Annotated in this window: 21 protein-coding genes; 9 read left to right on the plus strand and 12 right to left on the minus strand. The window is 31.1% G+C overall.

From position 1 onward, the window contains the following. Positions 1–289 precede the first annotated feature (289 nt). The 12 genes from X924_RS04275 to X924_RS04330 form a co-directional block, all read right to left on the minus strand. Entirely contained in the window at positions 290–1474 is a 1185-nt protein-coding gene (locus tag X924_RS04275; protein ID WP_121957713.1) for a VWA-like domain-containing protein, read from the minus strand. Position 1475: 1 nt separating this feature from the next. Further along, entirely contained in the window at positions 1476–2558 is a 1083-nt protein-coding gene (locus X924_RS04280) for an AAA family ATPase (protein ID WP_121957714.1), read from the minus strand. Positions 2559–2649: 91 nt separating this feature from the next. After that, the gene (locus tag X924_RS04285) at positions 2650–3900 is read right to left on the minus strand and encodes a hypothetical protein (RefSeq protein ID WP_121957715.1); all 1251 of its coding nucleotides are present in this window, start codon (positions 3898–3900) and stop codon (positions 2650–2652) included. Positions 3901–3958: 58 nt separating this feature from the next. Continuing rightward, complete coding sequence (locus tag X924_RS04290; RefSeq protein WP_121957716.1) at positions 3959–5374, minus strand: Rne/Rng family ribonuclease; 1416 nt, start codon at positions 5372–5374, stop codon at positions 3959–3961. A gap of 30 nt (positions 5375–5404) precedes the next feature. Then, a complete protein-coding gene (pth, locus tag X924_RS04295; protein ID WP_121957717.1) occupies positions 5405–5986 on the minus strand; it encodes an aminoacyl-tRNA hydrolase in 582 nt (193 codons plus the stop codon). 3 nt (positions 5987–5989) lie between these two features. Continuing rightward, complete coding sequence (locus X924_RS04300) at positions 5990–6643, minus strand: 50S ribosomal protein L25 (RefSeq protein ID WP_121957718.1); 654 nt, start codon at positions 6641–6643, stop codon at positions 5990–5992. 44 nt (positions 6644–6687) lie between these two features. Beyond that, positions 6688–7638, minus strand: a complete 951-nt coding sequence (locus X924_RS04305; protein WP_121957719.1) for a ribose-phosphate pyrophosphokinase — start codon at positions 7636–7638, stop codon at positions 6688–6690. A 2-nt stretch (positions 7639–7640) separates the two neighbouring features. Then, positions 7641–8993 (minus strand): bifunctional UDP-N-acetylglucosamine diphosphorylase/glucosamine-1-phosphate N-acetyltransferase GlmU, encoded by a 1353-nt coding sequence (gene glmU / locus X924_RS04310; protein ID WP_121957720.1) that lies wholly within the window; start codon positions 8991–8993, stop codon positions 7641–7643. Positions 8994–9701: 708 nt separating this feature from the next. Further along, positions 9702–10271: a Holliday junction branch migration protein RuvA gene (gene ruvA / locus X924_RS04315; protein ID WP_121957721.1), complete on the minus strand. Its 570-nt coding sequence runs from the start codon at positions 10269–10271 to the stop codon at positions 9702–9704. 99 nt (positions 10272–10370) lie between these two features. Beyond that, positions 10371–11687: a folylpolyglutamate synthase/dihydrofolate synthase family protein gene (locus X924_RS04320; protein ID WP_121957722.1), complete on the minus strand. Its 1317-nt coding sequence runs from the start codon at positions 11685–11687 to the stop codon at positions 10371–10373. Next, positions 11688–14312 carry a valine--tRNA ligase gene (locus X924_RS04325; protein WP_121957723.1) on the minus strand — a complete coding sequence of 875 codons (2625 nt, stop codon included), beginning with the start codon at positions 14310–14312 and terminating at the stop codon, positions 11688–11690. Between the two features lie 56 nt (positions 14313–14368). Further along, the gene (locus X924_RS04330; protein WP_121957724.1) at positions 14369–15808 is read right to left on the minus strand and encodes an MFS transporter; all 1440 of its coding nucleotides are present in this window, start codon (positions 15806–15808) and stop codon (positions 14369–14371) included. 214 nt (positions 15809–16022) lie between these two features. Here X924_RS04330 and amrA point away from each other — a divergent pair, with 214 nt between their 5' ends. The 9 genes from amrA to X924_RS04375 all read left to right on the plus strand — a co-directional run bounded on the left by amrA (position 16023) and on the right by X924_RS04375 (position 22347). Then, a complete protein-coding gene (amrA, locus tag X924_RS04335; protein ID WP_121957725.1) occupies positions 16023–16544 on the plus strand; it encodes an AmmeMemoRadiSam system protein A in 522 nt (173 codons plus the stop codon). Between the two features lie 36 nt (positions 16545–16580). Then, positions 16581–17579, plus strand: a complete 999-nt coding sequence (amrS, locus tag X924_RS04340) for an AmmeMemoRadiSam system radical SAM enzyme (protein WP_121957726.1) — start codon at positions 16581–16583, stop codon at positions 17577–17579. After that, the gene (locus X924_RS04345; protein ID WP_121957727.1) at positions 17552–18595 is read left to right on the plus strand and encodes an FAD:protein FMN transferase; all 1044 of its coding nucleotides are present in this window, start codon (positions 17552–17554) and stop codon (positions 18593–18595) included. Before amrS ends, X924_RS04345 begins: the two co-directional genes overlap by 28 nt. Further along, positions 18596–18973 carry a NusG domain II-containing protein gene (locus X924_RS04350; RefSeq protein ID WP_121957728.1) on the plus strand — a complete coding sequence of 126 codons (378 nt, stop codon included), beginning with the start codon at positions 18596–18598 and terminating at the stop codon, positions 18971–18973. It begins immediately after the preceding gene. After that, the gene (locus tag X924_RS04355) at positions 18967–19482 is read left to right on the plus strand and encodes a Gx transporter family protein (protein WP_121957729.1); all 516 of its coding nucleotides are present in this window, start codon (positions 18967–18969) and stop codon (positions 19480–19482) included. The genes X924_RS04350 and X924_RS04355 overlap by 7 nt, the downstream gene beginning before the upstream one ends. Then, positions 19466–20029 carry a Maf family nucleotide pyrophosphatase gene (locus X924_RS04360; protein ID WP_121957730.1) on the plus strand — a complete coding sequence of 188 codons (564 nt, stop codon included), beginning with the start codon at positions 19466–19468 and terminating at the stop codon, positions 20027–20029. Before X924_RS04355 ends, X924_RS04360 begins: the two co-directional genes overlap by 17 nt. A gap of 70 nt (positions 20030–20099) precedes the next feature. Further along, positions 20100–20777, plus strand: a complete 678-nt coding sequence (radC, locus tag X924_RS04365; protein WP_121957731.1) for a DNA repair protein RadC — start codon at positions 20100–20102, stop codon at positions 20775–20777. Further along, complete coding sequence (locus X924_RS04370) at positions 20764–21996, plus strand: lipopolysaccharide assembly protein LapB (RefSeq protein ID WP_121957732.1); 1233 nt, start codon at positions 20764–20766, stop codon at positions 21994–21996. The genes radC and X924_RS04370 overlap by 14 nt, the downstream gene beginning before the upstream one ends. 72 nt (positions 21997–22068) lie before the next feature. Further along, the gene (locus X924_RS04375) at positions 22069–22347 is read left to right on the plus strand and encodes a hypothetical protein (RefSeq protein WP_146255666.1); all 279 of its coding nucleotides are present in this window, start codon (positions 22069–22071) and stop codon (positions 22345–22347) included. The last annotated feature ends 309 nt before the right edge of the window (positions 22348–22656 follow it).

Genomic DNA, 22656 nt, shown 5'->3' on the forward strand with positions numbered 1-22656 from the left:
TTAATCTGTTATTTCTTTTGGCAAAAAGACCTTTAGAAAATCATAGAATATTTCTTTGTCTTCAAAGAGTTCTTTGAATATTGAGTCTCTATTGGCCATCATTTTCTCCTTTTGTTGTAGGATTGAAGTCATTTAATTAAATTATAACATAATAGTGAAAGTTTTGACTGTAAAATAAAAATCCCCTTCATTGAAGGGGTAGATGTATTCCACTGCTGGGGTAAAGGGAATTTAACCATTTATAAAATCAAAACCTGAACAACTCCAATTCCAAACAATTATAAGAATATTATTTCAGTAATAAAACACTACTTTTCCCATAATATTCAGTGCATTCATTAAAAAACTGTGGGTTATAATTTTTTGGTAAAACGAATAGGGCTCTTCTTTTAATTATGGGCATTTCAACCCAGCCGTCAGTAAAAACAATAACTCCTTCTGGTCTTATGCTTTCTTCTATATAATCGATTGCTGGTTGTAGATCGGTAGAACCTTTTCCTTTTAGAATTAATTCTTTCCAAATTCCTCGCTGGTATGTCATAATATTTTGTATTTTGTTATCTGCTTGAATTAAAGTTACTTTTCCTCCTAAATTTTTTGAAATAGATTCTATCTCGCTAAAAAATGCGTTATACTCTTCTTCTATTATGGAACCACTTGTATCGACTACGATTGCAACATTTGGCCCCATTTCTGATCTCCATCCAGGTTGATTTTCATATCTTCTATTTGGTCTCATTAAAGTTCTATATTTCTCAATAATTATCGAGCTTCCAAAAAATCTTCTCAATAAAGTTTTCCAATTCATTTTTGGTTTTTGTGCCATAATGGAAATCGCCATTTCTACTCCATCTGGAAGATTTTCTTTTGATCTATCGTATGCTTGTGTGATGAATTCGCTTACTATATCAAGGGCCATCTCTTCTGGAATTTCTGAATTGAAATCATGAGAATCTGCATTTTTTTCTCTGTTTTCAATGACTTCTTCTAAATCAGCCATCTTATGATCTTCTAAAAAATTTATTATATATTTGTAGTATTCTTCAGCGGTTTTATTCAATAAATTTATGGGGGCAGTAACGAAAAAGAATTCATTGTCGGGGGCATGACCTTCGGCAATCATCACGTCTAATGGTTCAGCTAAGGCGTCTAATTCAGTTATGTACTGGTTAATTGCTGCATCCATTGCTAAGTCCCAGATGCCTTTTTCTTTTTTGCTTTTAGGTTTGATAAATATGTGCCCATATATAATATGATATATTTCGTGTTTTAAGAGCCCTTTAGTGATTCTTAATCCTAAATTTTCAAGCTTTTTTGAGTTGTACATGATTCGAAATTTTGCTTGAGGGGTTATAGATACTTTTATAGTTCTGACAGAGTCGCTTTTTATACTATCAAAGTTCATGCGTAAATATGAAAAAAACAAACTCTCTTTTTCTAACTCAATCCAAGCTTTTTGAATTATATCTTCCATTTTAGATACCTTCCATCCAAGAAGAATCGCCAAGAGTTATGGCTATTTCTTCTAAAAGCTTGTCGTAAAAAGCTTTTTTTAATCCTTTATTTTTTTCTATCATCTCATTTAAAAATCTTAAAATAGAAAATAAGGCGTCTTTTGGTACAATTTCGCTTAATCTTTTTATGTTTTCGGCAATTGCTTTTTGATCCGTGTTGTTCAATATTTGCATCATGTCTTCTTCTTGTAAAGATTCAAAGTAAGTGTTTATTCTAAGAATTAAGCTTATTTTTTCTTCGTTAGTAAGTTTTTTAACTTTGTCTAAGTTCTTTCCTTGTAACAATAATTCTTTCGGATTTGGTAATTCTACCTTATTTTCTAAAAAGGATATGAAAGTTCTTGCTGCTTCAGAACCAACTATTGAAGCGGCAATGACGTAACCATAACTTTTTATATCTTCTTCTGTCATATACGATAAAACATTGGCTAATTTGTACCAACTTCGTGGACTTGGTCTTAAATTTAATCTCATAGAGACCATATTGTCAGAAGAAAGATATTCAGGATATTCTTTTATAAAAGATGTTATTCTATCTACTATCCCCATTTCTTTAGACCAATCTAACCAGTCATTTACATCGGGAGATAATTCTAAATGAAAAAATCGTGACATAAAAGCAGGGTCTGTTATTAAATCTACTTGATCATATTCTTCATCGGGGGGATTAGCAGCACCCATAATCCAAGCTCCATTTGGTAAAATATGGTTGTGTATTCTTCTATCTATTAATAGTTGCATGATTGCGTTTCTTATTGATCTATGAGCTCTATTGACTTCATCAATCATGATTATTACATTGTCTTTTTCTGGCCACCAATCTGGTTTAAGGAAAACTGTCTTTTCTGAAGATTTTGATGGAAGTCCAATTAAATCTCCAGGTTCCATTTGAGATATTATCAAAATTATTAATTCTCTGTTGGTTTCTTGGGCTATTTCTCTCGCAATGTCTGTTTTTCCTGTACCGAAATGACCCCAAATCAGGGGTACTTCGTGTGCTTGCATGATTTTTTTTGAAAGATACTTAACTGTTGATGGTTTCAAGGTTGTCCTCCTTTCTTCAGTCTTTCTTTTTATTTTGGACGATCGTATAGATGGTCTCTACATAATTTTTGAATTGTTTTGCTTTTGCGTTTTAAAATCTTTCTTGTGCTGGAATCCTGTAATCACTGCCTGTTTTTATAATTAAAGGATAGGTTTCGTTATTTGAATCTACAAACTTTCCAACTCCTAAAATTCCTTCATCTTCAAGAATCTCGAATGAATTTAGATGTTCCTGGTTGTTTTTGCCGTATATTCTTTGATCAATAAGTATTCCATTTTGGTTGACAATCTTCAAGAAAATATCGTAATCTGGCCAAGTTTCGACAGTTACTCCCATTAGATATATTTTATCATTATAATATTTCATATCCTCTATTCTTGACAATGCCTTTATAGATTGGGTTTCAAAGAATAATACATCTAAGTTATTTTGATTTTTGATATCTTTGGAAACTTTCATAAAAAAAGCTTTCCATTCTTTTTGATTCAAAGTAGATAAATATCCTCCTATATATATGTTGCCTTCTTTATCTTTTAACAAACTTTTGGGATATTCATGATAGACTGAACTTCCGTATTCATCGTAAAATAGAAGAAATCCATCTTTAGAATATTCTAAAAATAGTAAATTATTTTCTTTTTCGAGATTTGAATTAGTTCTACCTACAGCTATTATGCTATTGCCGTTATCAATAATGTCTATTATTTCTTCTTCGTTTTCTCTTCCATATATGTGTTCCCATATAGTATTACCAGAAGTATTAAATTTCCCAATATAAGCCTGTTGGTTGTTGTTTATGGTTATATGACCACCTACTGTGTATTCATTTAAACCATACGTAATTTTGTTTATTTCACCTTGATAGTTTAAGATTTTTGACCAATTCATAGAGCCGTTTCTGGAAATATTGACTATATAAGGTTTTCCATTTTTGCTTCCAACTACAGTAAAAGTGTTGTTAATATATTCAAAATCATTCAGTCGTATGTTCCCACTTTCTATGAAAGTTTTACTTTTTATTTGTCCTTGTGCATCCATATAATAGATATAATATTGATTAGAATTTTCTGCAAGCACAGCATATTCGTTTGAACTTAGTTTTTTTATCTTTTTAAAAACAACATTTTTTTCATCTAAGACGTTAATAAAAGCATTTGATGTAACTTTTCGAACTTTTTCTTCGGAAGAAATATAGTCTATAAAAGGAACTTGCGAATAGTTATAACCCGAAGTTAAATAATTTATCGAATCGTTATCTTTTTTAAACATAATAAAAATATTATATACAAAAGTGAAAGCAACAATTCCACAGATTCCGAAAAATACGATCTTTTTAAACACTATAACTTCCTCCAATCAACGAAACGCTCAGCATCAAGTTTTTACTTAATTAATATCTTTACTTTTTATACTTAATGTTATAGGAATTAGGATCTTGCCACGTAAAAAAACATCGAATATTCATTTTTAGCTTATTTTTTAATTCATTTTGTAATTCAGGTGTTAAATAACCTGACAGATTATGAAAAGCATAAATCTCTATTTCTTTTATTTGTTCTTTTTTAATTTCTTTTGAAATATTTTCAAGTTCTTTTAATAATTTTCCAAAAATTATAGCTGGTGAAATTATTTTTCCGGTTCCATGGCAAACCGGGCATTGAAAATAAATTAGTGAATCTAAAGAAGGTGTTGTCCTTTTTCTAATCATTTCTAAAATTCCCATGTTTGTAAAACCAAGAATAGATATTTTTGATTTATCTTTTAGTGCTTCTTCTTTTAGTATATTAATGATCTCTTTTTTGTGGGGTTGGTAATTCATGTCTATAAAATCTATTACAATCATACCGCCTATGTTTCTTAATCTTAATTGTCTAATTATTTCTTTGGCTGCCTCGCAATTTGTTATGTAAGATGTTTCTTCGACGTTTTTGCCTTCAATATAGCTTGCAGAGTCCACATCTATAGCTGTTAATGCTTCAGCTTTATCGATAGTTATAATTCCGCCATTCTCTAAAACAACCTTTTTTGTAAATATTTCATTCATCTGATTGTATACGTTGTATATCTCAAAAGCATCGCCTTTAAGTAATTCTAATCCAGGTTTTAATTTCAAGGTTTTTATAGACTTTTTCAATTCTTTAAAAGTTTTTTTATCATCAACAACAATCTTCTTTGTTTTACTATCTAATCGCTCTCTTAAAATGTATTCTATAAAGTCGGAATCTTCGTATAAAACTTTTGGTTTTGTGTTTTTATTAAATTCTTCTGAGATTTTGTTATAGTCTTTTCTAAGGTTTTCTAACTCTTGGAAAAGTTCTTTTTCCTCTAATCCTTCGGAGTTAGTTCTAAAAATAACGGATTCTCCTTCTTTCAATATTTTTTTTGCGACTTCTCTTAATCTAAATCTTTCACTTTCATGGGTGATTTTACGTGATATTCCAATGCTCTTTTCACCATATGGAATGTATACTAAGTATCGGCCTGGTAAACTAATTTTCATAGATAATTGTGGGCCCTTTCTTGTACCACCGTCTTTTCTTGCTTGAACAAGAACTTTTTGACCGTTTTTATAATCGTTAGGATCACCTATTACGTCTCTGTATCTTAAAAATCCGTTTTTTCCAGCACCTATATTTACAAAGAACGCTTCTAAACTTGGAACATTATTTTCTATTATTCCCAAGAAAATTTTTCCAGTATTTTTATCTGTTTCAAAATCTTCAAAGAATATTTCGCTGAGTTCATCGTCTTCTATAATAGCTATTCTCACCTTATCAATAACTTTACTAAAAATTATGACTTTTTCTTCATACATTGCATGAATTCCTTCCTTTAATGTTTTAAATTAATCTACGATATTTTTCCCATTAAAACGATTCATAGCCTCTTCTATTTTACCATTTAATATATAATCTATTGCTTCACAAACTACATCTAAAATTTTGAATAGAGAATTAATTTCTTCTTGAGTAAACGGGGATAATACATATTTTGCCAATTCTCCACTCCCATGTCTATAACCTTTGTTTATTCCTATTCTGATGCGTGGAAACTCTGTAGTTCCTAATATCGAAATAATAGATTTTAACCCGTTATGTCCGCCATCTGATCCGTTTTTTCTTATTCTAATTTCACCAAAATTAAGCCATATATCATCATATATTACTAAAATATTATCTTCAACATAACCAAACTTTTTAAAAACAAAAGGTAAAATTTCTCCGCTTAAATTCATATAAGTCATTGGTTTCACAAACACATTGTTTTCAATGATATAACTTTCAAAGTTCTTTCCACTTACCTTTTTTATATCGTTATTGTTTTTTTTGATATCTTCGTATCTATCCAACGCTAAAAAGCCCACGTTATGCTTCGTGTAAACATAACGCGGGCCAGGATTACCCAAACCTATTACCAAATTTTTCATTTATTACTCTTCCTTTGAATCCTTAGGGGTTTTTTCTTCTATTACTTCAGGTTCTGTAATTTCTTCTTCTTGAACTTCTTCTTGAATTTCTTTAGGTTCAATTACGCTTACCAACGTTTCTTCTTCTTCTAAAAGCACGTCTGCACTTTTTGGAAGAAGTGGTTTGATGTCTTGTACTGTTAATGATTCTCCAAGTTTGAGATTAGAAATATCAAGTTTAATTGAATCAACAATTTCAGAGGGTAAAATCTCCACAGGCAATTCATGAATATATACATTCAAGAAACCACCTACTGTTACTCCTTCTGGTTCTCCAACATATTCCACCGGTATTCTAATGTTCATCTTTCTACCTTCTTCTGGTACATAAAAATCTACATGTATAAGTTGGTCAGAAACTTTGTGTCTTTGTACTGTTTTAACAAAGCCAGTTATTTTTTCGGATCCATCTTGTTTTTCTAAATTCAATTCAATCAAAGTGGTTTCCGAAACTTTTTCGATCATTTTTTTCAATTCATTTGAATTAATTGTGATGTGCCTGTTAGTTTTCATAGCTGGTCCGTATATTACTGCCGGGATTAAACCTTTTTTTCTTAGTTGATTTGGTTTTAAAGTTGTATCTCTTTCTTGAACGTTTAATTTGAAAACAGTTGCCATTTGTTAACCTCCTAATCGTTATTTTTATGCGAACCGGATCGCTTTCATCTGAAGAGTATACTTACCGATAAATTCTTTCTAATTCTTACTATTGCTTCTCCTAAAAGTGAAGAAGAAGGTAACTCGACAAATTTATCTGGCAATTCATTATGATATATTGTGTCTGTAACAATTATTTTATCAATATTTGAATTTTGTAATTTTTCTACAGCGTTTTGCGAAAAAACACCGTGAGTTGCACATGCTATTATGCTATTTGCGCCATGAACATGTAAAATTTCTGCGGCAGCTACAAGTGAACCACCAGTATCTATAATATCATCAAAAATTATACAATTAGCTCCACTTACATCACCTATAACAGTTGTTACTTCAGCTACGTTATCCTTTGGTCTTCTTTTATCCAAAATTGCTAATGGGCTCCCTAATTTTTCTGCAAACTTTCTTGCCCGTTTTACACCTCCAACATCCGGAGAAACAATAACGGTATTTTTAGGTTGAACTTTCATTTCTTCTAAAAAATAGCGAGCAAAGATAGGATAACTCCACAGATTGTCAACAGGGATATCAAAAAAACCTTGAATCTGTTCAGCATGAAGATCGATCGTTACAACTCTTGTTGCTCCAGCTGTAGTAATTAAATTTGCGACCAACTTAGCAGTAATGGGGTCTCTACCCCGAGCTTTTCTATCTTGTCTCGAATATCCAAAATAAGGAATAATTACAGATATAGAAGCAGCAGAAGCTCTTTTTAAAGCATCTATCATAATCAGTAGTTCCATAAGATTGTCATTTACTGGTGATGAAGTTGATTGAATGATATATGCATCAAAACCTCTGACAGTTTCGTTTATTCTCACATTTACTTCTCCATCTGCGAATTTGGAGACTTCACAATCTCCCAATCGTGTTCCCATGTATTCTACAATCTTTCTTGCAAGAGGAGGATTTGAATTTCCACTAAACACTTTAAATTGCTGCCCATTCTCGGCCATTTTTATTCTCCCTTCTTACTATCTGAGCGCTTTTCCTTAACCCAGTTCAATTTGTTTATTTGTTTGGCTCTTCCCAACGCTAAAGAAAAGTCTGGAACATCTTGGGTTATAACTGAACCTGCCCCTATGACTACGCTTTTACCTATTTTTACTGGTGCTACTAACGATGAGTTACTTCCTATGAAAGAGTCATCGTCTATGTATGTTTTGTTCTTCTTCTTTCCATCGTAATTACAAGTTATAGTACCTGCCCCTATGTTCACATCTTTACCTATGTATGTGTCTCCTAAATAAGTCAAATGCTGAGCTTTGCTTCCCTTAGATACGTGTGTTTTCTTTGTTTCAACAAAATTGCCTATTTTAACGTTTTCTTCCAAAAACGTTCCTTCTCTTAAGCGTGAGAAAGGCCCTACCGAAACGTTATCCATCACTTGAGTCAGCTCGCATTCAGAGCGTGTTATCTTTACATTGTTACCTATTATACATTCTTTGATTCTTGTTAAAGGTCCTATTTCACAATTTTCACCTATTTTTGTTTTACCATATACGAATGTTTGGGGATATATAACGGTATCTATTCCTATTTCAACGTCAGGAGAAATGTATGTTGAATCTGGATCTACTATCGTTACTCCATTTAACATGAAATTTCTAAGTATATCTTTTCTAATACTTTTTTCAAGTTCTGCCAATTGAACTCTATCGTTAACTCCACAGACCTCTATTTTGTTTTCTGTCTTCAAAATACCTACATTTTCAAAATATTGAAAAACTTCTGTTAAATAATATTCGCCTTGCGCATTGTTTGGGGTTAATTTCTCTAATGCGTTTTTTAATTTTTGGGAGTTAAAAACTCCTATTCCTGTATAAACTTCTTTTATAATCTTTATTTCTGGACTGGCATCTTGTTCTTCTATAATTTTAAGTAATTTATTATTTTTTTTAATAATTCTTCCGTATCCGGTTGGATTTTCTAATTCAACTGTTAAGATGGTTGCGTCATTTTTACTTTCTGCATGCATTTTTAATAATGATTTTAAAGTGCTCTCGGATATATAAGGGACATCTCCGTAAAGTATCAAAACATCGGAATCTGTTAGAAAATCTTTTGCACACATAACTGCATGACCGGTACCTAAACGTTCTTTCTGTTCAAAAATTTTTATATCGTTGCTCAAAAAATTTTGTACTACGTCAATTCCGTTACCTAAAACTACGGCGATTTCATTTGAAAGCTTTTTTGCTGTATCTATAACCCAGTTTATCATAGGTTTATCTAATATTCTATGTACTACTTTTGGAACTCTTGATTTCATTCTTTTACCTTGGCCGGCTGCCAAAATTAAGACTTTCAAAACTTTATCCCCCCTTCACTTAAAACTTATGCTCACTTTAGAGATTCTAAAACTTGAGTTTTGCTGTTCTTTTAATTTTAAATTTATTCAAAAATACCTTTTAGGTACTTGTAGTCAAAAGAGGGAAGGGCTCCGCCCTTGACCCGTTATAAAAGCAAAACTTTGTTTTTAAAGGCATTAAATAATTTTTTAACTTGATTGATGCTTTAAAGTAGGGGGAGGGGGCTCCGCCCTGGACCCGTTATAAAAGCAAAGCTTCGTTTTTAAAGGCATTAAATAATTTTTTAACTTGATTGATGCTTTAAAGTAGGGGGAAGAGGGCTCTGCCCTGGACCCGTTTTAAATTCAAAAACTTTGTTTTTGTAAAATGCTTGTTTTTAAAGTCTCTGTCTAATTCTTGTCAATTATGATTTTTTAATTTTTTGCTACGTTTAGAAAAAGAGATGGGGACTCCGCCCTTGACCCGTTTATAAAAGCGAACTTCGTTTTTAAAGGCATTAAATAATTTTTTAACTTGATTGATGCTTTAAAGTAGGGGGAGGAGGGCTCCGCCCTGGACCGTTTTAAATTCAAAAACTTTGTTTTTAAAGGTATTAAATAATTTTTTAACTTGATTGATGCTTTAAAATAGGGGGAGGAGGGCTCCGCCCTGGACTCTTTATAAATCTAAAATCTCATTTTTTAAAATTGTTATTTCTAAAGTCCCTATTACAATTTAGTCAAGCAAACTTTTATGATATCTTCAGTCTTCATATTTTTAAGTTCTGTATCGTTTATTACTTTTAATATATCGTATCTTTGAAAACCTAATGCTTCTAAAGCTTCTATCGCTTCTTTGACATTGATGTTTAAAAGTACTTCTTCAGGTGAATACTTTACATCTTGAAAAGCATTAGAAAGTTCCGATATTAATCGCTCAGCTGTTTTTCTGCCGATTCCGGGTAATTTAGAAAGTCCGTCTAAATCTTGCAAATTTATCATGTTTATTAAAATGTCGGCGCTAATCTTTTTTAAAATTTTGGCCGCTGTTCTTGGGCCGATCTTTGATACCTTTTTTAAAGATTCAAAAACATCTCTTTCAATTTTTTCTTTAAATATGTATAACGAAGTGTTCCATTCATTTGTTTCTAAAAAGGCGTATAAATCATATTCTTCTCCAACTTTTAAATTCTGGAGTACTTTAAAAGAAGGATAAGCTTCTAATGTAATATTACCAAATTTAATGAGTACGATTTCGTCTTCTATATCTTCAATAATGGCTTTAATTTTTCTAATCATAGTCGACCAATCCAATCCCGGGTTTTCATGACTAATTTGCAAGTTGGAGACACATGTATAGCACGTTTCTACAATCGTGAATTAGGACCCAAATAAAAATTATAATGGTAATAAATTCGTTGAAAGTACCTCTTTTATCTTACCTTCTAAATAAAGTGAACCTGTAACAAAATATACGTCTGCACTTTCTGATAATAGCTTGTTAAAAGCATCTATAGGATCTGAGATAAATTCTAACTCTATGTTGTATTTTTTAAATTCTTCGTATACGTTTTCAGGATGTTTCCCTCTTTCTATAGGGACTGTTGTTACAATTATTTTATCAAAAATATTTGAAAATATCTCTGCCATACTCACGTAATCTTTATCATCCAGTATTCCAATTAAGGCGACTTTTTTCTCTTTTGGGAAGTATAGTTTTACACTTTTGTCAAATTCTTTGGCAGCTGCTATGTTATGGGCGCCATCAAGAATTAATTTCTTGCCGTTTATTTCCGAATAATCAAACCTTCCTTCCCAATATAAATTTTTTAAAGTTTCTCTTAATTTTTCTATATTCAAATCTATTCCCATTTTTTGGCTAAAAGCTTCTACGGTTGCTAAAGATGTAGAAACATTGTACATTTGAAATGTACCGTTAGCTTTAAAAAGCACGTTTTCTAAAACTAAATTAATGCCATAATAATCTAACAAGTTTTTGTTAAGCGAATATCTTTCGTTTGTAAAATAAAAGTCTTTTCCAAATTCAAAGATTTTGGCAACGTTAACTTCTTTGGCTTTCTCTAAAATCACATTTTTTGGTGAATCTTCTATGTCTCCTAAAACTACATAATTGTTCTTTTTTAAAATGCCTGCTTTTTCGAATGCTATCTTTTCTAAAGAATCTCCTAAGGTTTTTACATGATCTTTTGAAATAGTTGTTATAACTGAAACATCAGAATCAACAATATTTGTAGCGTCCAATCTTCCACCTAATCCAACTTCTAATACGGCTAAATCTACTTTCCTATCGCTGAAATATTTAAAAGCCATGGCAGTTATTATCTCAAAAAAAGATGGTGAAAAATCTTCGCCTTTTTCGTCCATCTTTTTTATCTCTTCTTCTATATCAAAGTATGTTTGAACGAACTCTTTTTCAGAAATATTTTGACCATTTATTCGAATTCTTTCGTTTATACTTACCAAATGTGGAGAAATAAAAGTACCAACTTTTAATCCTTGATTTATGAAGATATCGGACACTGCTTTGGTAACACTACCTTTGCCATTAGTACCGGTAATATGGATTATTTTAAAAGAGTTTTGGGGATTTCCTATTCTTTGGGTGAGTTCCTTGATTCTTTCTAAACCTAATTTAACTTTAAAATTAGCAGATCCTCTTTGGTAGAGACTGTCTATTAAGTTTAAAAACTCCATTCAATTTAACTCCTTTATTAATTTTTCTAATTTTTTATACTGGTGCTGCTTTTCTTCTAACTCATTCTTAACATTTTCAACAACGTCTGGATCCGCTTTTTCAAGAAAATCTCTGTTTGATAATTTTTTATTCAATTTTTCAATATCACTTGACAATTTTTCTACCTTTTTAGAAAGTCTTTGTTTTTCTGTATTTATGTCTATATACTTCCCTAAAGGTACGTAAACTTCTATGTTTTCATCAACATAGGCAGTAGCAGAATTATCTGGTTTTGATCCTACTTTTGAAATATTTTCAATAAAACCTAAATTTATTATCTGTTGGATATTTCTTTCCAACCAATCGTTATCTTCTTTTAGAACCTTATAATTTATTTCTAATTTTTGAATCAGTGGGATATTCATTTCTGCTTTTACATTTCTAATTTCTTTAATTACTTCCATAATTTTTTCGAATTCTTTAGCTTCATTATCGAAAATCTGTTCTTCTTTAAATTCGGGCCATTTTGCTATGATTAGTAGTTCGGAATCTTTGGGTATAGGTAACTTTTGCCATAATTCTTCTGTTATATATGGCATAAAAGGATGGAGTAATCGGAATGAACGATCAAAAATTTCTACAAGTATGTTTTGTACTACTAACTTATCTCTTCCTTCTTGATTTAATCGGTTTTTAACTGCTTCTATATACCAATCACAAAGCTCGTTCCAAAAAAATTCGTACAATCTTTTGGCTGCTTGATTGAATACATAATTTTCTAAATGGTTAGAAACTTCAATTATAGTATTGTTTAACTTTGTTAAAAGCCATTTGTCTTCTATTTTTAAATCTTCTTCTTTTATTTCAATGGGTTCGTAACCATCTAAGTTTAGAAAAACGAATCTTGAAGCATTCCAAATCTTATTGGCAAACTTCCTGTATGAATCAAAGAATCTTGCATCTAATTTTATGTCTCTTCCCTGGGCAGCTAAAATAGCCAAGGTAAATCTAACGGGGTCTGTACCATAATCGTTTATAACCTCTAAGGGGTCTATTCCATTTCCTAAAGACTTCGACATCTTTCTACCATATTTATCTCTTATAAGCTGGTGCAAATAAACATCATGGAAAGGAACATCTCCCATGAACTTTTCTCCCATCATGACCATTCTTGCTACCCAAAAGAATATTATATCAAATCCTGTCATTAATAAATTGGTTGGATAAAACTTTTTCAAATCTTCTGTTTCCTGAGGCCAACCTAAAACAGAAAACGGCCACAGTGCCGATGAAAACCACGTGTCAAGTACATCATCATCTTGTTTTATATTTGTTGAGCCACATTTTTCACACTTTTTAATATCGGTGACAGAAACATTAACATACCCACAATCTTGACAGTACCAAACAGGTATCCTATGTCCCCACCAAAGTTGCCTTGATATACACCAATCTCTTATTTCATACATCCAGTTCAAATAAACCTTTTTCCATCTTTCAGGATAAAACTTTATCTCATCGTTTTCGACAACTTCTATAGCCTTTTTTGCCAAAGGATCCATTTTAACAAACCATTGGTCTAAAAGTAAAGGTTCCACAACGGTATTACATCTATAACAGTGTCCTACAGCATGTTTATAATTTTCTTCTTTTTCTAAAAGGCCTTGTGCTTTTAGATCTTCAACAATTTGTTTTCTTGCTTGATATCTGTCAAGCCCTTTATAATTTAACCCGTTCTCGTTAATTTTAGCCTTTTCATCTATAACTTGAATTTTTTCTAAATTGTGTCTTAAACCTATTTGATAATCGTTAGGATCATGTGCAGGAGTAACTTTTACAACACCTGTTCCGAATTGTGGATCAACATAAGGATCGACAATTATTTTGAGTTTTCTTCCCACTAAAGGCAAAATTACAGTTTTGCCTACCAACTCTTTATATCTTTCATCAGAAGGGTTAACTGCTAAGGCTGTATCTCCTAACATCGTTTCTGGTCTTGTCGTGGCAACTATTACAAATCCTTCTTCGTTTTCTAAAGGATATTTTATATACCATAATTTACCCACTTCTTCTTCGTGTTCGACTTCATCATCGGCAAGAACAGTCCCGCATGTTGGGCACCAATTGACGATATATTTGCCTCTATAGATTAATCCTTCATTGTATAAAGAAACAAAAACTTGTCTGACTGCTTCATTTAGGCCTTCATCCAAGGTAAATCTTTCTCGGCTCCAATCTACAGATGCTGCTAACGCACGTATCTGATCTCTTATATGAGCTCTATACTTGTTTGCCCAATCCCATACTATTTCTAAAAATTCTTCCCTTGTGTGGTCTTCCTTTCGCCAACCTTTTTCTTTCAAAAGATATTGTTCTACAACGTGCTGAGTTGCAATACCTGCATGGTCTTCTCCAGGAATCCATAATGTTTCGTAACCTTTCATTCGATAATATCTGACTATGATATCTTGAAGTGTGATATTTAAGGCATGACCCATGTGAATCTTACCTGTAATATTAGGTGGAGGAATAACTATGCTAAATTTTTCGTTGCCGGTTTTAGGTTCAAAGGCATTATTTTGTTCCCAAATGTTATACCATTTATTTTCAAGGTCATGGGGTTCATATCTTTTTCCTATATCCATTTATGAATCCTCCTAATTTTGTTTGTAGATGTGCAGGTTGTACATAAGGTCGAATTTCACACCTTTTCTTCGTTACTTTTTTCCTCTTCATAACTGTTTAACTGAGGCGTAGAATCTGAAGCTGTAATTTCCAAGGCCTCATAATTATTTTCGGATTTATTAACTTGATCATTTAATTTTTTGCTTCTTCTAAACCATTCAAAAGGCATATTTATCTCCCTTCTTTTTGACAGAACTCCTTCAAATGAAAATACTTCTTTGTATCTCATAGGTCTTTGAACAGCCTCTACATTACTTAAAAACATCACAGCTATAATACGCATAATAAATCCTATAATAAAAATTAGTTGAATCCCATAGTAAGAATCACCCAAAAGGTTAATCTGAATATTTTTAAGATAGTTTCCAAGTGTACCGCCTATTAGAGAAGCTATTATGGCTGCTATTCCCCCAACGAGTGCATTTGCTGCAATGTAACTCTCGGAAGGTTCCTTTGACAATTCTAAAAGTAAATTAAAAATAGCTATGTTTATAGCAGACCAGGCAAAGGCAGAAAGAATAGCATTTATAAAAAGAACACTTCTATAATTGTTCAATCCCATAAGAAAATACATTAAAGGGCTAAATGTTGAAATAAAAATCCCAAGAGTTAATACATTTTTACTTCCAAATTTATCCGCCATTGTTCCAAAGAATAAGTATACCATTATTGCAATTATACTGTTTAAAATGCTTATATATCCTAAATACGTCGGGTTAATATTTAATATTCCTACTTCGTAATATGAAAAATACGGTCTGGAAAATTCTATCGCTAAGTTCCATATAAAAATGAAAATGAGATAGTCTTTAAAGCTCTTATCTTTAAAAGGTTTGCTTATACTTATATTTACTTTAGGTATCTTATCTCCGCCTTCTGGGAACTCATGCTTCATCAATAAAAAAGCTGATAACAATGAGAAAGCAGCCATAAAAATTGAAACCCACAATAAACCCATTTTAAGATTTGGAGAATCCAAAAATTTTGAATAAACGAAAGTCATTACCATACCTGTTATAGACGAAAAAATGTTTCTTAGGGAAAAGTATCTCCCTCTTCTTTCTATAGGAACGACTTCTTTCATTAAAACAGTCCACGTGTTTCCAACAAAAGTTCCAAACAAAGAGAACAAAATAATCATGATCAATAGTATATACGGGTTTTTAACTTCAAAATAAATCAAAAAAGGTAGAACTACAAACAAACTTCTTGAAATAAAAGCATTAATAATCAAACTCCTTTTCCTTGATCCATACATCTTCGTTATTTGAGAAGAAAAAATTTGGAACATCTGTGCTATAATTGGAAAGGAGAACATTATAGAAATGAAAAAAGGAGAAGAATTAAAATAAATCGCTAAAGTTGTAAAAATAAAACCTTGTGTGGCTATATAAAAGGCATTATAACTTCCTGCTTCAAAAATTGAAATAGTTAAGGTTTTTTTGTTATTTACCATCGGCCCGTATCTCCTTATGTATGATTATTCGAATTAACTTTGTTCTTATGTTTTGTAAAAGTTTGAAAAGCAAATATTTTATCGACTATATTATAGCTTAAAAATGAAAAAGAAAGTTTAATTTATAATTTATTAATTGTTATATTTTAAATCTTTAAAAGAATAAGTGCGATTTTTTTTGAATAGTTGAACTGTGATTATTGAGGTGATATTTATGAATGAAAACCATCCTTACGTTCTTTGGGCAAAAAAAGTAATATACGAATATGTTAAAAATAGAAATATTGCTGAATTTGATGATTATAGTCACAAAGAATTATTTGATAAAAAAAGAGGATGTTTTGTAAGTCTACATAAGTCAAACGGTGAGTTAAGGGGATGCATTGGTACTATTATACCAGTATATGAAAATTTGATTATTGAGATAAGAGAAAATGCAATTGCAGCTGCAACGAGAGATCCAAGATTTCCTGCGGTTGTAGTTGAAGAATTAGAAGATTTAATCATTTCTGTTGATATATTATCAGAGTTGGAAAAAACAAAAAGTATAGAAGAATTGGATCCAAAAGTATACGGTGTGGTAGTTAAAAGTGGATACAAAAAAGGAGTTCTGTTACCAGATATAGAAGGAGTAGAAACAGTCGAGGAACAGTTAAGAATTGCGAAGTTAAAAGCTGGAATTTTTCAAAACGAACCTATAGAAATTTTCAAATTTACGGTTGAAAGATATTTTTAATTTGTCGGCAAAGAGCCGCTTTTTGGGGTGAAAAAAATGAAAATAAATTCCTTATTTTATGAGGAATTTAAAGAAGATATATTAAAATGTAAACTCTGTCCTCATGAATGTATTTTGTATCCAAACAAAAAAGGAATATGTGACGTTAGGCAAAATATTAAGGGTGAATTGTATACTTTAAATTATTCAGACACTACAAGTATAGGTCTTGACCCTATAGAGAAAAAACCCTTATTCCACTTTCATCCTGGAGAAAAGGTACTTTCTTTAGGAACGTGGGGCTGCAATCTAAAATGTCCCTTTTGTCAGAATTATGAAATATCTCAAATGAAACCTCAATTTTTAAAAAAAGTCTATCCAAAAGCTCTTCCCTCACTTTTGGAAAATTATGGTGTTAAAGGTGTAGCTTATACATATTCAGAACCAATAGTATGGTATGAGTTTGTTTTGGACTCTTCGAGAGCTGTGAAATACGCCGATCCAAATAATTATAATGTTTTAGTAACAAATGGGTATATAAACGAAAAACCTTTAAAACTTCTTCTTCAGTATATCGATGCTATGAATATTGACCTTAAAACTTTTGATGATAAAATATACAAGAAGTATTTGAAAGGTGGTCTCGAACCAGTTAAAAACTCAGTAAAAATTACAAAAGAATCAGGAGTTCATGTTGAAGTAACCTCTTTAATTGTTCCGGGAATAAACGATGATTTAGAGATGTTAGAAAAAGAGTTTATTTGGCTTTCAGACTTATCGAAAGATATCCCGCTTCATTTATCTCGATATTATCCAGCTTATAATTATACAGAGCCTGCAACTGATGTAAATTTTTTAGTTGAAGCTTTTAACATAGCCAAAAAATATTTAGATTATGTCTATATAGGCAACATATGGGATTCAAAATATGAGAATACCTATTGTCCAAACTGTGGGGAAGTTGTTATATTAAGAAATGGATACGACATAGATATAAAAAACTTAAACTCAGATGGAGGATGTAAAAATTGTGGAGAAAAAATAGTCACAATGTAAGAATATACTTCTACTTAGCTGCACTTGGAGCAGGTATAATATTGCTTTCAATTTTGATTTTTTCTAAACCTATGCCAGTATATGAAGAAAAGATAATTCCTGTTTTTGGTACCTATGTAAGATTGAATGTTGCAGGAGACAAAGTATCCCCTGATGTTTTAATTAAAATGGCGGAAAGAGAACTGTACCAAATACATAACAAATACAGTGCAAATGTTGAAAATAGTATTGTTTGGGAATTGAATAAGAATGGTAAAGTTAAAGTAGATGATGAAGCTTTGTTTTTGTTTCAATCAGCGATTAATTATGCCATAATAACCGGTGGAGCTTTTGATCCTACAATAAGGCCTTTGTTAGAACTATGGGGTTTTGACGATGCTAATTCTTCAGAAAAAAGGGTTCCTTCACAGGAAGAAATCAATAATGTTTTAAGTTATGTAGATTATCGTTTTATAAATATAGATGAAAAAAATATGGAAGTTTCTTTTTTAAAAGAAGGAGTTCAAGTAGACTTAGGAGGTATAGCCAAGGGATACGCTATAGATTTAGTAATTCAAAGAATAAGAGCAATTGATCCTAAAGCTACAGGTTTTATCGACGCAGGTGGGGATATCGGTATTATTGGTCCTAAGTTTGGGGAACTGGCGTGGGTAATAGGGATCCGAGATCCTTTTTCTAACGACACCTTTAAATCTATGGACACAATATACCTTACCGATGGAACGGTTGCTACTTCGGGAGATTACGAACGTTTTTTTGTTCAAAACGGAACCAAGTACCATCACATTATAGATCCACAGACAGGATATCCTGCTCAAGGAATCTCTAGTGTAACAGTAATAGCTCCGAATGCAACTGCCGCAGACACTTTCGCTACAGCTCTTTTTGTCTTGGGATTTGATAATCCTGCTTTAGAATATTTCACAAATTTTGGCATACAGGCCATGATAGTTTCAAATAATGGTGAAATTAGAGAAACAAGTGGATTCAATTATTTCAGGGAGAAACTCAAGTAAATGAAGTTTGCAAGGAAAACAGATTTTTACGTAATTTTCGTTCTTTTTTTAATAATAGGTGGATTCATATTATTCACTCACATTGGTTCGAAAAGCCCTTTTTCGGAAATAGAAGTCTTTTTAAAAGGTGAAAAAATTTTAACCATTACGCAAGAAGGTACATACACCATTAATGATACAGATGGTTATCTTTTATTGCAAGTAGAATACTTAAACGGTGCAGTCAGAGTTATAAATTCAACTTGTCCTTTGAAAGTTTGTGAGAATACTGGATGGGTTAGTAATCCTAACCAACCAATTGTTTGCATACCAAATGAAATCATTGTTAAACCGGTTGGAGACCAAAATAAATCTGGAGTCGATATCTACACATGGTAAATTCAAAAAAGGTATCTTATATTGCGTTATTAACTGCGTTAGCTTCAGCTGTATACTATGTCGAATCTTTTTTACCTATGCCAGTTTCAGTGCCAGGTGCAAGATGGGGATTCTCTAATTTTCCCTTGATACTTGCTGTAGTGAGTAATATAGGTCTAACTAACACTCTATATATAGCCATTATTAAAACAGTTCTTGGATCTATTTTAAGTGGAAGATTTTTATCTCCGATGTTTTGGATGGGTTTAGCAGGAGCTGTTGTTAGTAGTTTTTCTATGTGGGTAGCCTATAAAATTTTGAAAAATATAGGGGTATTAGGTATCAGTGAAATTGGAGCGTTTTTTAGTAACTCTATTCAAGTTATCATTGCGGGAGTTTTTATTGTCAAATCTTTTTCAATTATCTGGTATTACCCATACATGCTTTTCTTTGGAATAATAACAGCTTTCATAAACTCTGTAATAGTCAACTACATAATAAGGAGTGTAAAAATTGATAACTTTAGATAAAAAGATTGTTTTGGGTTCTTCTTCTCCACGTAGAAAAGAGTTGCTTAGGCTGATTGTTAAAGACTTTACTATCAAAACTTCCAATAATGCTGAAAATTATCAATCTTTTAAACCGGATGAAATTGTCCAAGAAATTTCACACAATAAAAGTAAAAGTATAAATATCTTACCAAATGAGCTTTTGATAACAGCAGATACAATAGTAACTTTGGATGATAAAATATTAGGTAAGCCAAAAAATGAAAAAGAAGCTTTTTTAATGCTTAAAGCGTTATCGAATAGAACTCACTATGTTTACACAGGGATTACTTTGAGAACTATTGATAAAATTAAAATCTTTTTTGAAGTTTCTAAGGTTACTTTTTATGAATTAGACGAAGAAATCATAAATTATTATATTAAAAATTATAATCCTTTTGATAAAGCGGGAGCTTACGCCATACAAGATTTTGCAGCTGTTTTTGTAAAAGAAATAGAAGGAGACTACTATAATATTATGGGGCTTCCTGTTGCAAAACTATACTGGCAATTACGCAATTGGAGATAGTAGTTAATATTTTTGAAAATATAATTTGAATTTAAATGGGTTAACAGTGGGAATATATTAAGGGGGTAAAATGAGTGAGGATCTTCTACCAAGAGAAAAATTAGAAAAATATGGTTCCCAAAATCTTTCTGATGCTGAATTAATTGCTGTAATATTAAGGCAAGGAACCAAGGGTATAAACGTTTTCGAGGCTTCGAAACGGTTAATTGAAAAGTATAAATCTTTAACTGTCCTGGTAGATTTGCCGCTTGATGTACTTTCAAAGGAAAAAGGTATAGGAAAAGTAAAAGCACTGAATTTAAAAGCAGCATTTGAGCTCGGAAAGAGATTCCATTTACAAAAAATGAAAGAAACACATCAGAAAATCACATGTCCTGACGATGTTTATCATATTTGTGAAGATATGATATATTTAACAAAAGAAACTGTAAGATCAATTTTTTTAGATTCTAAGCTAAACATTATAGATATGAAAGATATCAGTAATGGAACTGCAAACATGTCCATAGCTCATCCAAGAGATATTTTTAGAGAAGCTATAATTTGTAATGCGGTATCTTTGATTTTAGTTCACAACCATCCATCAGGAGATCCGACTCCAAGTGTGAACGATAGAGATTTAACTGATAAAATATCAGATTCAGGTAAGATATTAGGGATAAATATGAACGATCACATTATTATAGGAAAAGATTCTTATTTTAGTTTTTCTATAGATAGGAGAGTCAAAGTACATGGAAAACGATGAAAAGTACAATGAAAAATTACAAAAGGTTTATAAAATAAAAGAAGAGTTAGAAAAGGAATTAGAAAAAAAAGGTATAAAAATTCCTAATAAAATCCAAGAGAAGGAAAAAGTTAGAGTCGTTTATAAGCCTGATCAAGAGATCGAAGCTTTGAATCTGTCTATCAATAAAATAAATAATTGGTTTGATATAATAATTGAAGACATCGATATATCAAACGAAAAGTTAGCTTATTTTCTCGAGCTAAGATTGAATAATAAACCAACATTGGGATATTCAAATCAGTTTGGGCTTATGCACCTTTTTAGAGGAGATTTTCAAAAAGCAGAAAAATTTTTTCTACTGAAAGAAAACGATCCTGATTCACAAATGAATTTGTCTTTTCTAAAAATTATAAGAAATGATGAAGATGCGATCAATTATCTAAAAAATTTAATGGACAAATATCCACAAAATGGGTTGAGTTATTTATCTATGAGTCTTTTCTTTCTAAAGAAAAAAGAATATTACAATGCATATAACTTTATAAAAATTGCTAATAAATATCTTAATTATTCTATTATAGATATTGCTTTAAGCTTATATGAAAAAGACATTCAGAAGGCTTTGTCTTATATTTCTAAAGCTTATCTTGAGGGAAAAGCAAAAAATAAGTTAAACTTCTTTAATTATTACATAAGTTTGTTTAACTCTGATTTAGAAAGAGCAAGTTCTTTTTCATCCATGATTAAAGAAGTGAAGACCCCTTGTCAAAAATGTATAAAAGCTCTATCAACTAATCAAATATATACAACAGAGGATTATTGTTTATTTGGTGAGCAAGTTTTATTTCAATTAGGGAAACCTAAAACTTTTGCTTTGGATAATACTGAATTGTACGATACAATACTGTATGCTTATTTTTATAATAAAAATATTAAAAGTTTCAATAACTTTTGTATTTTAATTTCTGCTTTGTTTAATAAAGTATCTGTTTTATTATTCCCTGCTGTTAACGAGCTTCAAAGAAATAAGCAAGATATTTTTTCAACAAACAAAAACGCTATTAAATTCGATTTACCAGGACCTTTATATTATGAAAACTTGACTAAGCTCCTAAACGATTTAGAGAAACAATACCAAAGAAAATTTGATTTTTCGCTGGATTTACCGTTTTTTGAAGCATTAAGACTTTTGTTTGGATGGAGAATGTGTCAATATTTATACAATGTGGATTCCTGAATTTTTGATGAAGTATTTGAGATATGTTTAAAATACTTATTGGATACAAAAGATGACATTGAGATAGAAGAAATGGAAAAAGTAGCAAAAGAAGGATCAGTTGAAAGGGGTGAATTGATAATGTCAATAGCTGAAAAGTTGAGAGAAGAAGGTATTAAAAAAGGTATTGAAAAAGGCAAACTTGAAGGAGAAAAGGAATTAGCAATAGAAATACTAAACCAAAGATTTGGAAAAGGATTTGATAAAGAGTTAGAAGAAAAAATAAAGAAAGCAAATGAAGAAGAGATTAACAAGATAAAGAAAAATATTCTGAAAATCACATTAGACGAACTAAAAGAAATTCTAAAATAAAACAAATCAAAAAGTTTCATAAATAAATATTAATTTACCTCTTGCAAAAGATTTAGGTTTTATTCGCCTTCAATGAAGGAGGGTAGAACCAAAACACTTCTCAAAAATTCTGTTAAATAAAGCCTTTTCTACTTCACAAAAGACCGCTTTCACTTTCAAAATCAAAACCTTTACTATTATATGGTATAATTTAATTAAAAGATTTAAATCTGGCAAACAAAGAGAGGACAATTAATGAATGAAATAAACAATCCACACGATGCTTTTTTCAAAAGAAACTTTGGAGACATAGAAATAGCAAAAGACTTC

Origin of the sequence: Petrotoga sp. 9PWA.NaAc.5.4, from assembly GCF_002895485.1 — a bacterium.
In the GTDB taxonomy this organism is placed as follows: domain Bacteria; phylum Thermotogota; class Thermotogae; order Petrotogales; family Petrotogaceae; genus AZRK01.

Excerpts from the sequence above, each read along its gene's own strand:
- X924_RS04300 (WP_121957718.1), bottom strand. The coding sequence starts at position 6,643 with ATGGCAACTGTTTTCAAATTAAACGTTCAAGAAAGAGATACAACTTTA.
- X924_RS04320 (WP_121957722.1), bottom strand. The coding sequence starts at position 11,687 with ATGGAGTTTTTAAACTTAATAGACAGTCTCTACCAAAGAGGATCTGCT.
- ruvA (WP_121957721.1), bottom strand. The coding sequence starts at position 10,271 with ATGATTAGAAAAATTAAAGCCATTATTGAAGATATAGAAGACGAAATC.
- X924_RS04370 (WP_121957732.1), top strand. The coding sequence starts at position 20,764 with ATGGAAAACGATGAAAAGTACAATGAAAAATTACAAAAGGTTTATAAA.
- X924_RS04305 (WP_121957719.1), bottom strand. The coding sequence starts at position 7,638 with ATGGCCGAGAATGGGCAGCAATTTAAAGTGTTTAGTGGAAATTCAAAT.
- X924_RS04275 (WP_121957713.1), bottom strand. The coding sequence starts at position 1,474 with ATGGAAGATATAATTCAAAAAGCTTGGATTGAGTTAGAAAAAGAGAGT.
- X924_RS04355 (WP_121957729.1), top strand. The coding sequence starts at position 18,967 with ATGGTAAATTCAAAAAAGGTATCTTATATTGCGTTATTAACTGCGTTA.
- X924_RS04290 (WP_121957716.1), bottom strand. The coding sequence starts at position 5,374 with ATGTATGAAGAAAAAGTCATAATTTTTAGTAAAGTTATTGATAAGGTG.
- radC (WP_121957731.1), top strand. The coding sequence starts at position 20,100 with ATGAGTGAGGATCTTCTACCAAGAGAAAAATTAGAAAAATATGGTTCC.
- X924_RS04325 (WP_121957723.1), bottom strand. The coding sequence starts at position 14,312 with ATGGATATAGGAAAAAGATATGAACCCCATGACCTTGAAAATAAATGG.
- pth (WP_121957717.1), bottom strand. The coding sequence starts at position 5,986 with ATGAAAAATTTGGTAATAGGTTTGGGTAATCCTGGCCCGCGTTATGTT.
- X924_RS04350 (WP_121957728.1), top strand. The coding sequence starts at position 18,596 with ATGAAGTTTGCAAGGAAAACAGATTTTTACGTAATTTTCGTTCTTTTT.
- X924_RS04375 (WP_146255666.1), top strand. The coding sequence starts at position 22,069 with ATGGAAAAAGTAGCAAAAGAAGGATCAGTTGAAAGGGGTGAATTGATA.
- amrS (WP_121957726.1), top strand. The coding sequence starts at position 16,581 with ATGAAAATAAATTCCTTATTTTATGAGGAATTTAAAGAAGATATATTA.
- amrA (WP_121957725.1), top strand. The coding sequence starts at position 16,023 with ATGAATGAAAACCATCCTTACGTTCTTTGGGCAAAAAAAGTAATATAC.
- X924_RS04330 (WP_121957724.1), bottom strand. The coding sequence starts at position 15,808 with ATGGTAAATAACAAAAAAACCTTAACTATTTCAATTTTTGAAGCAGGA.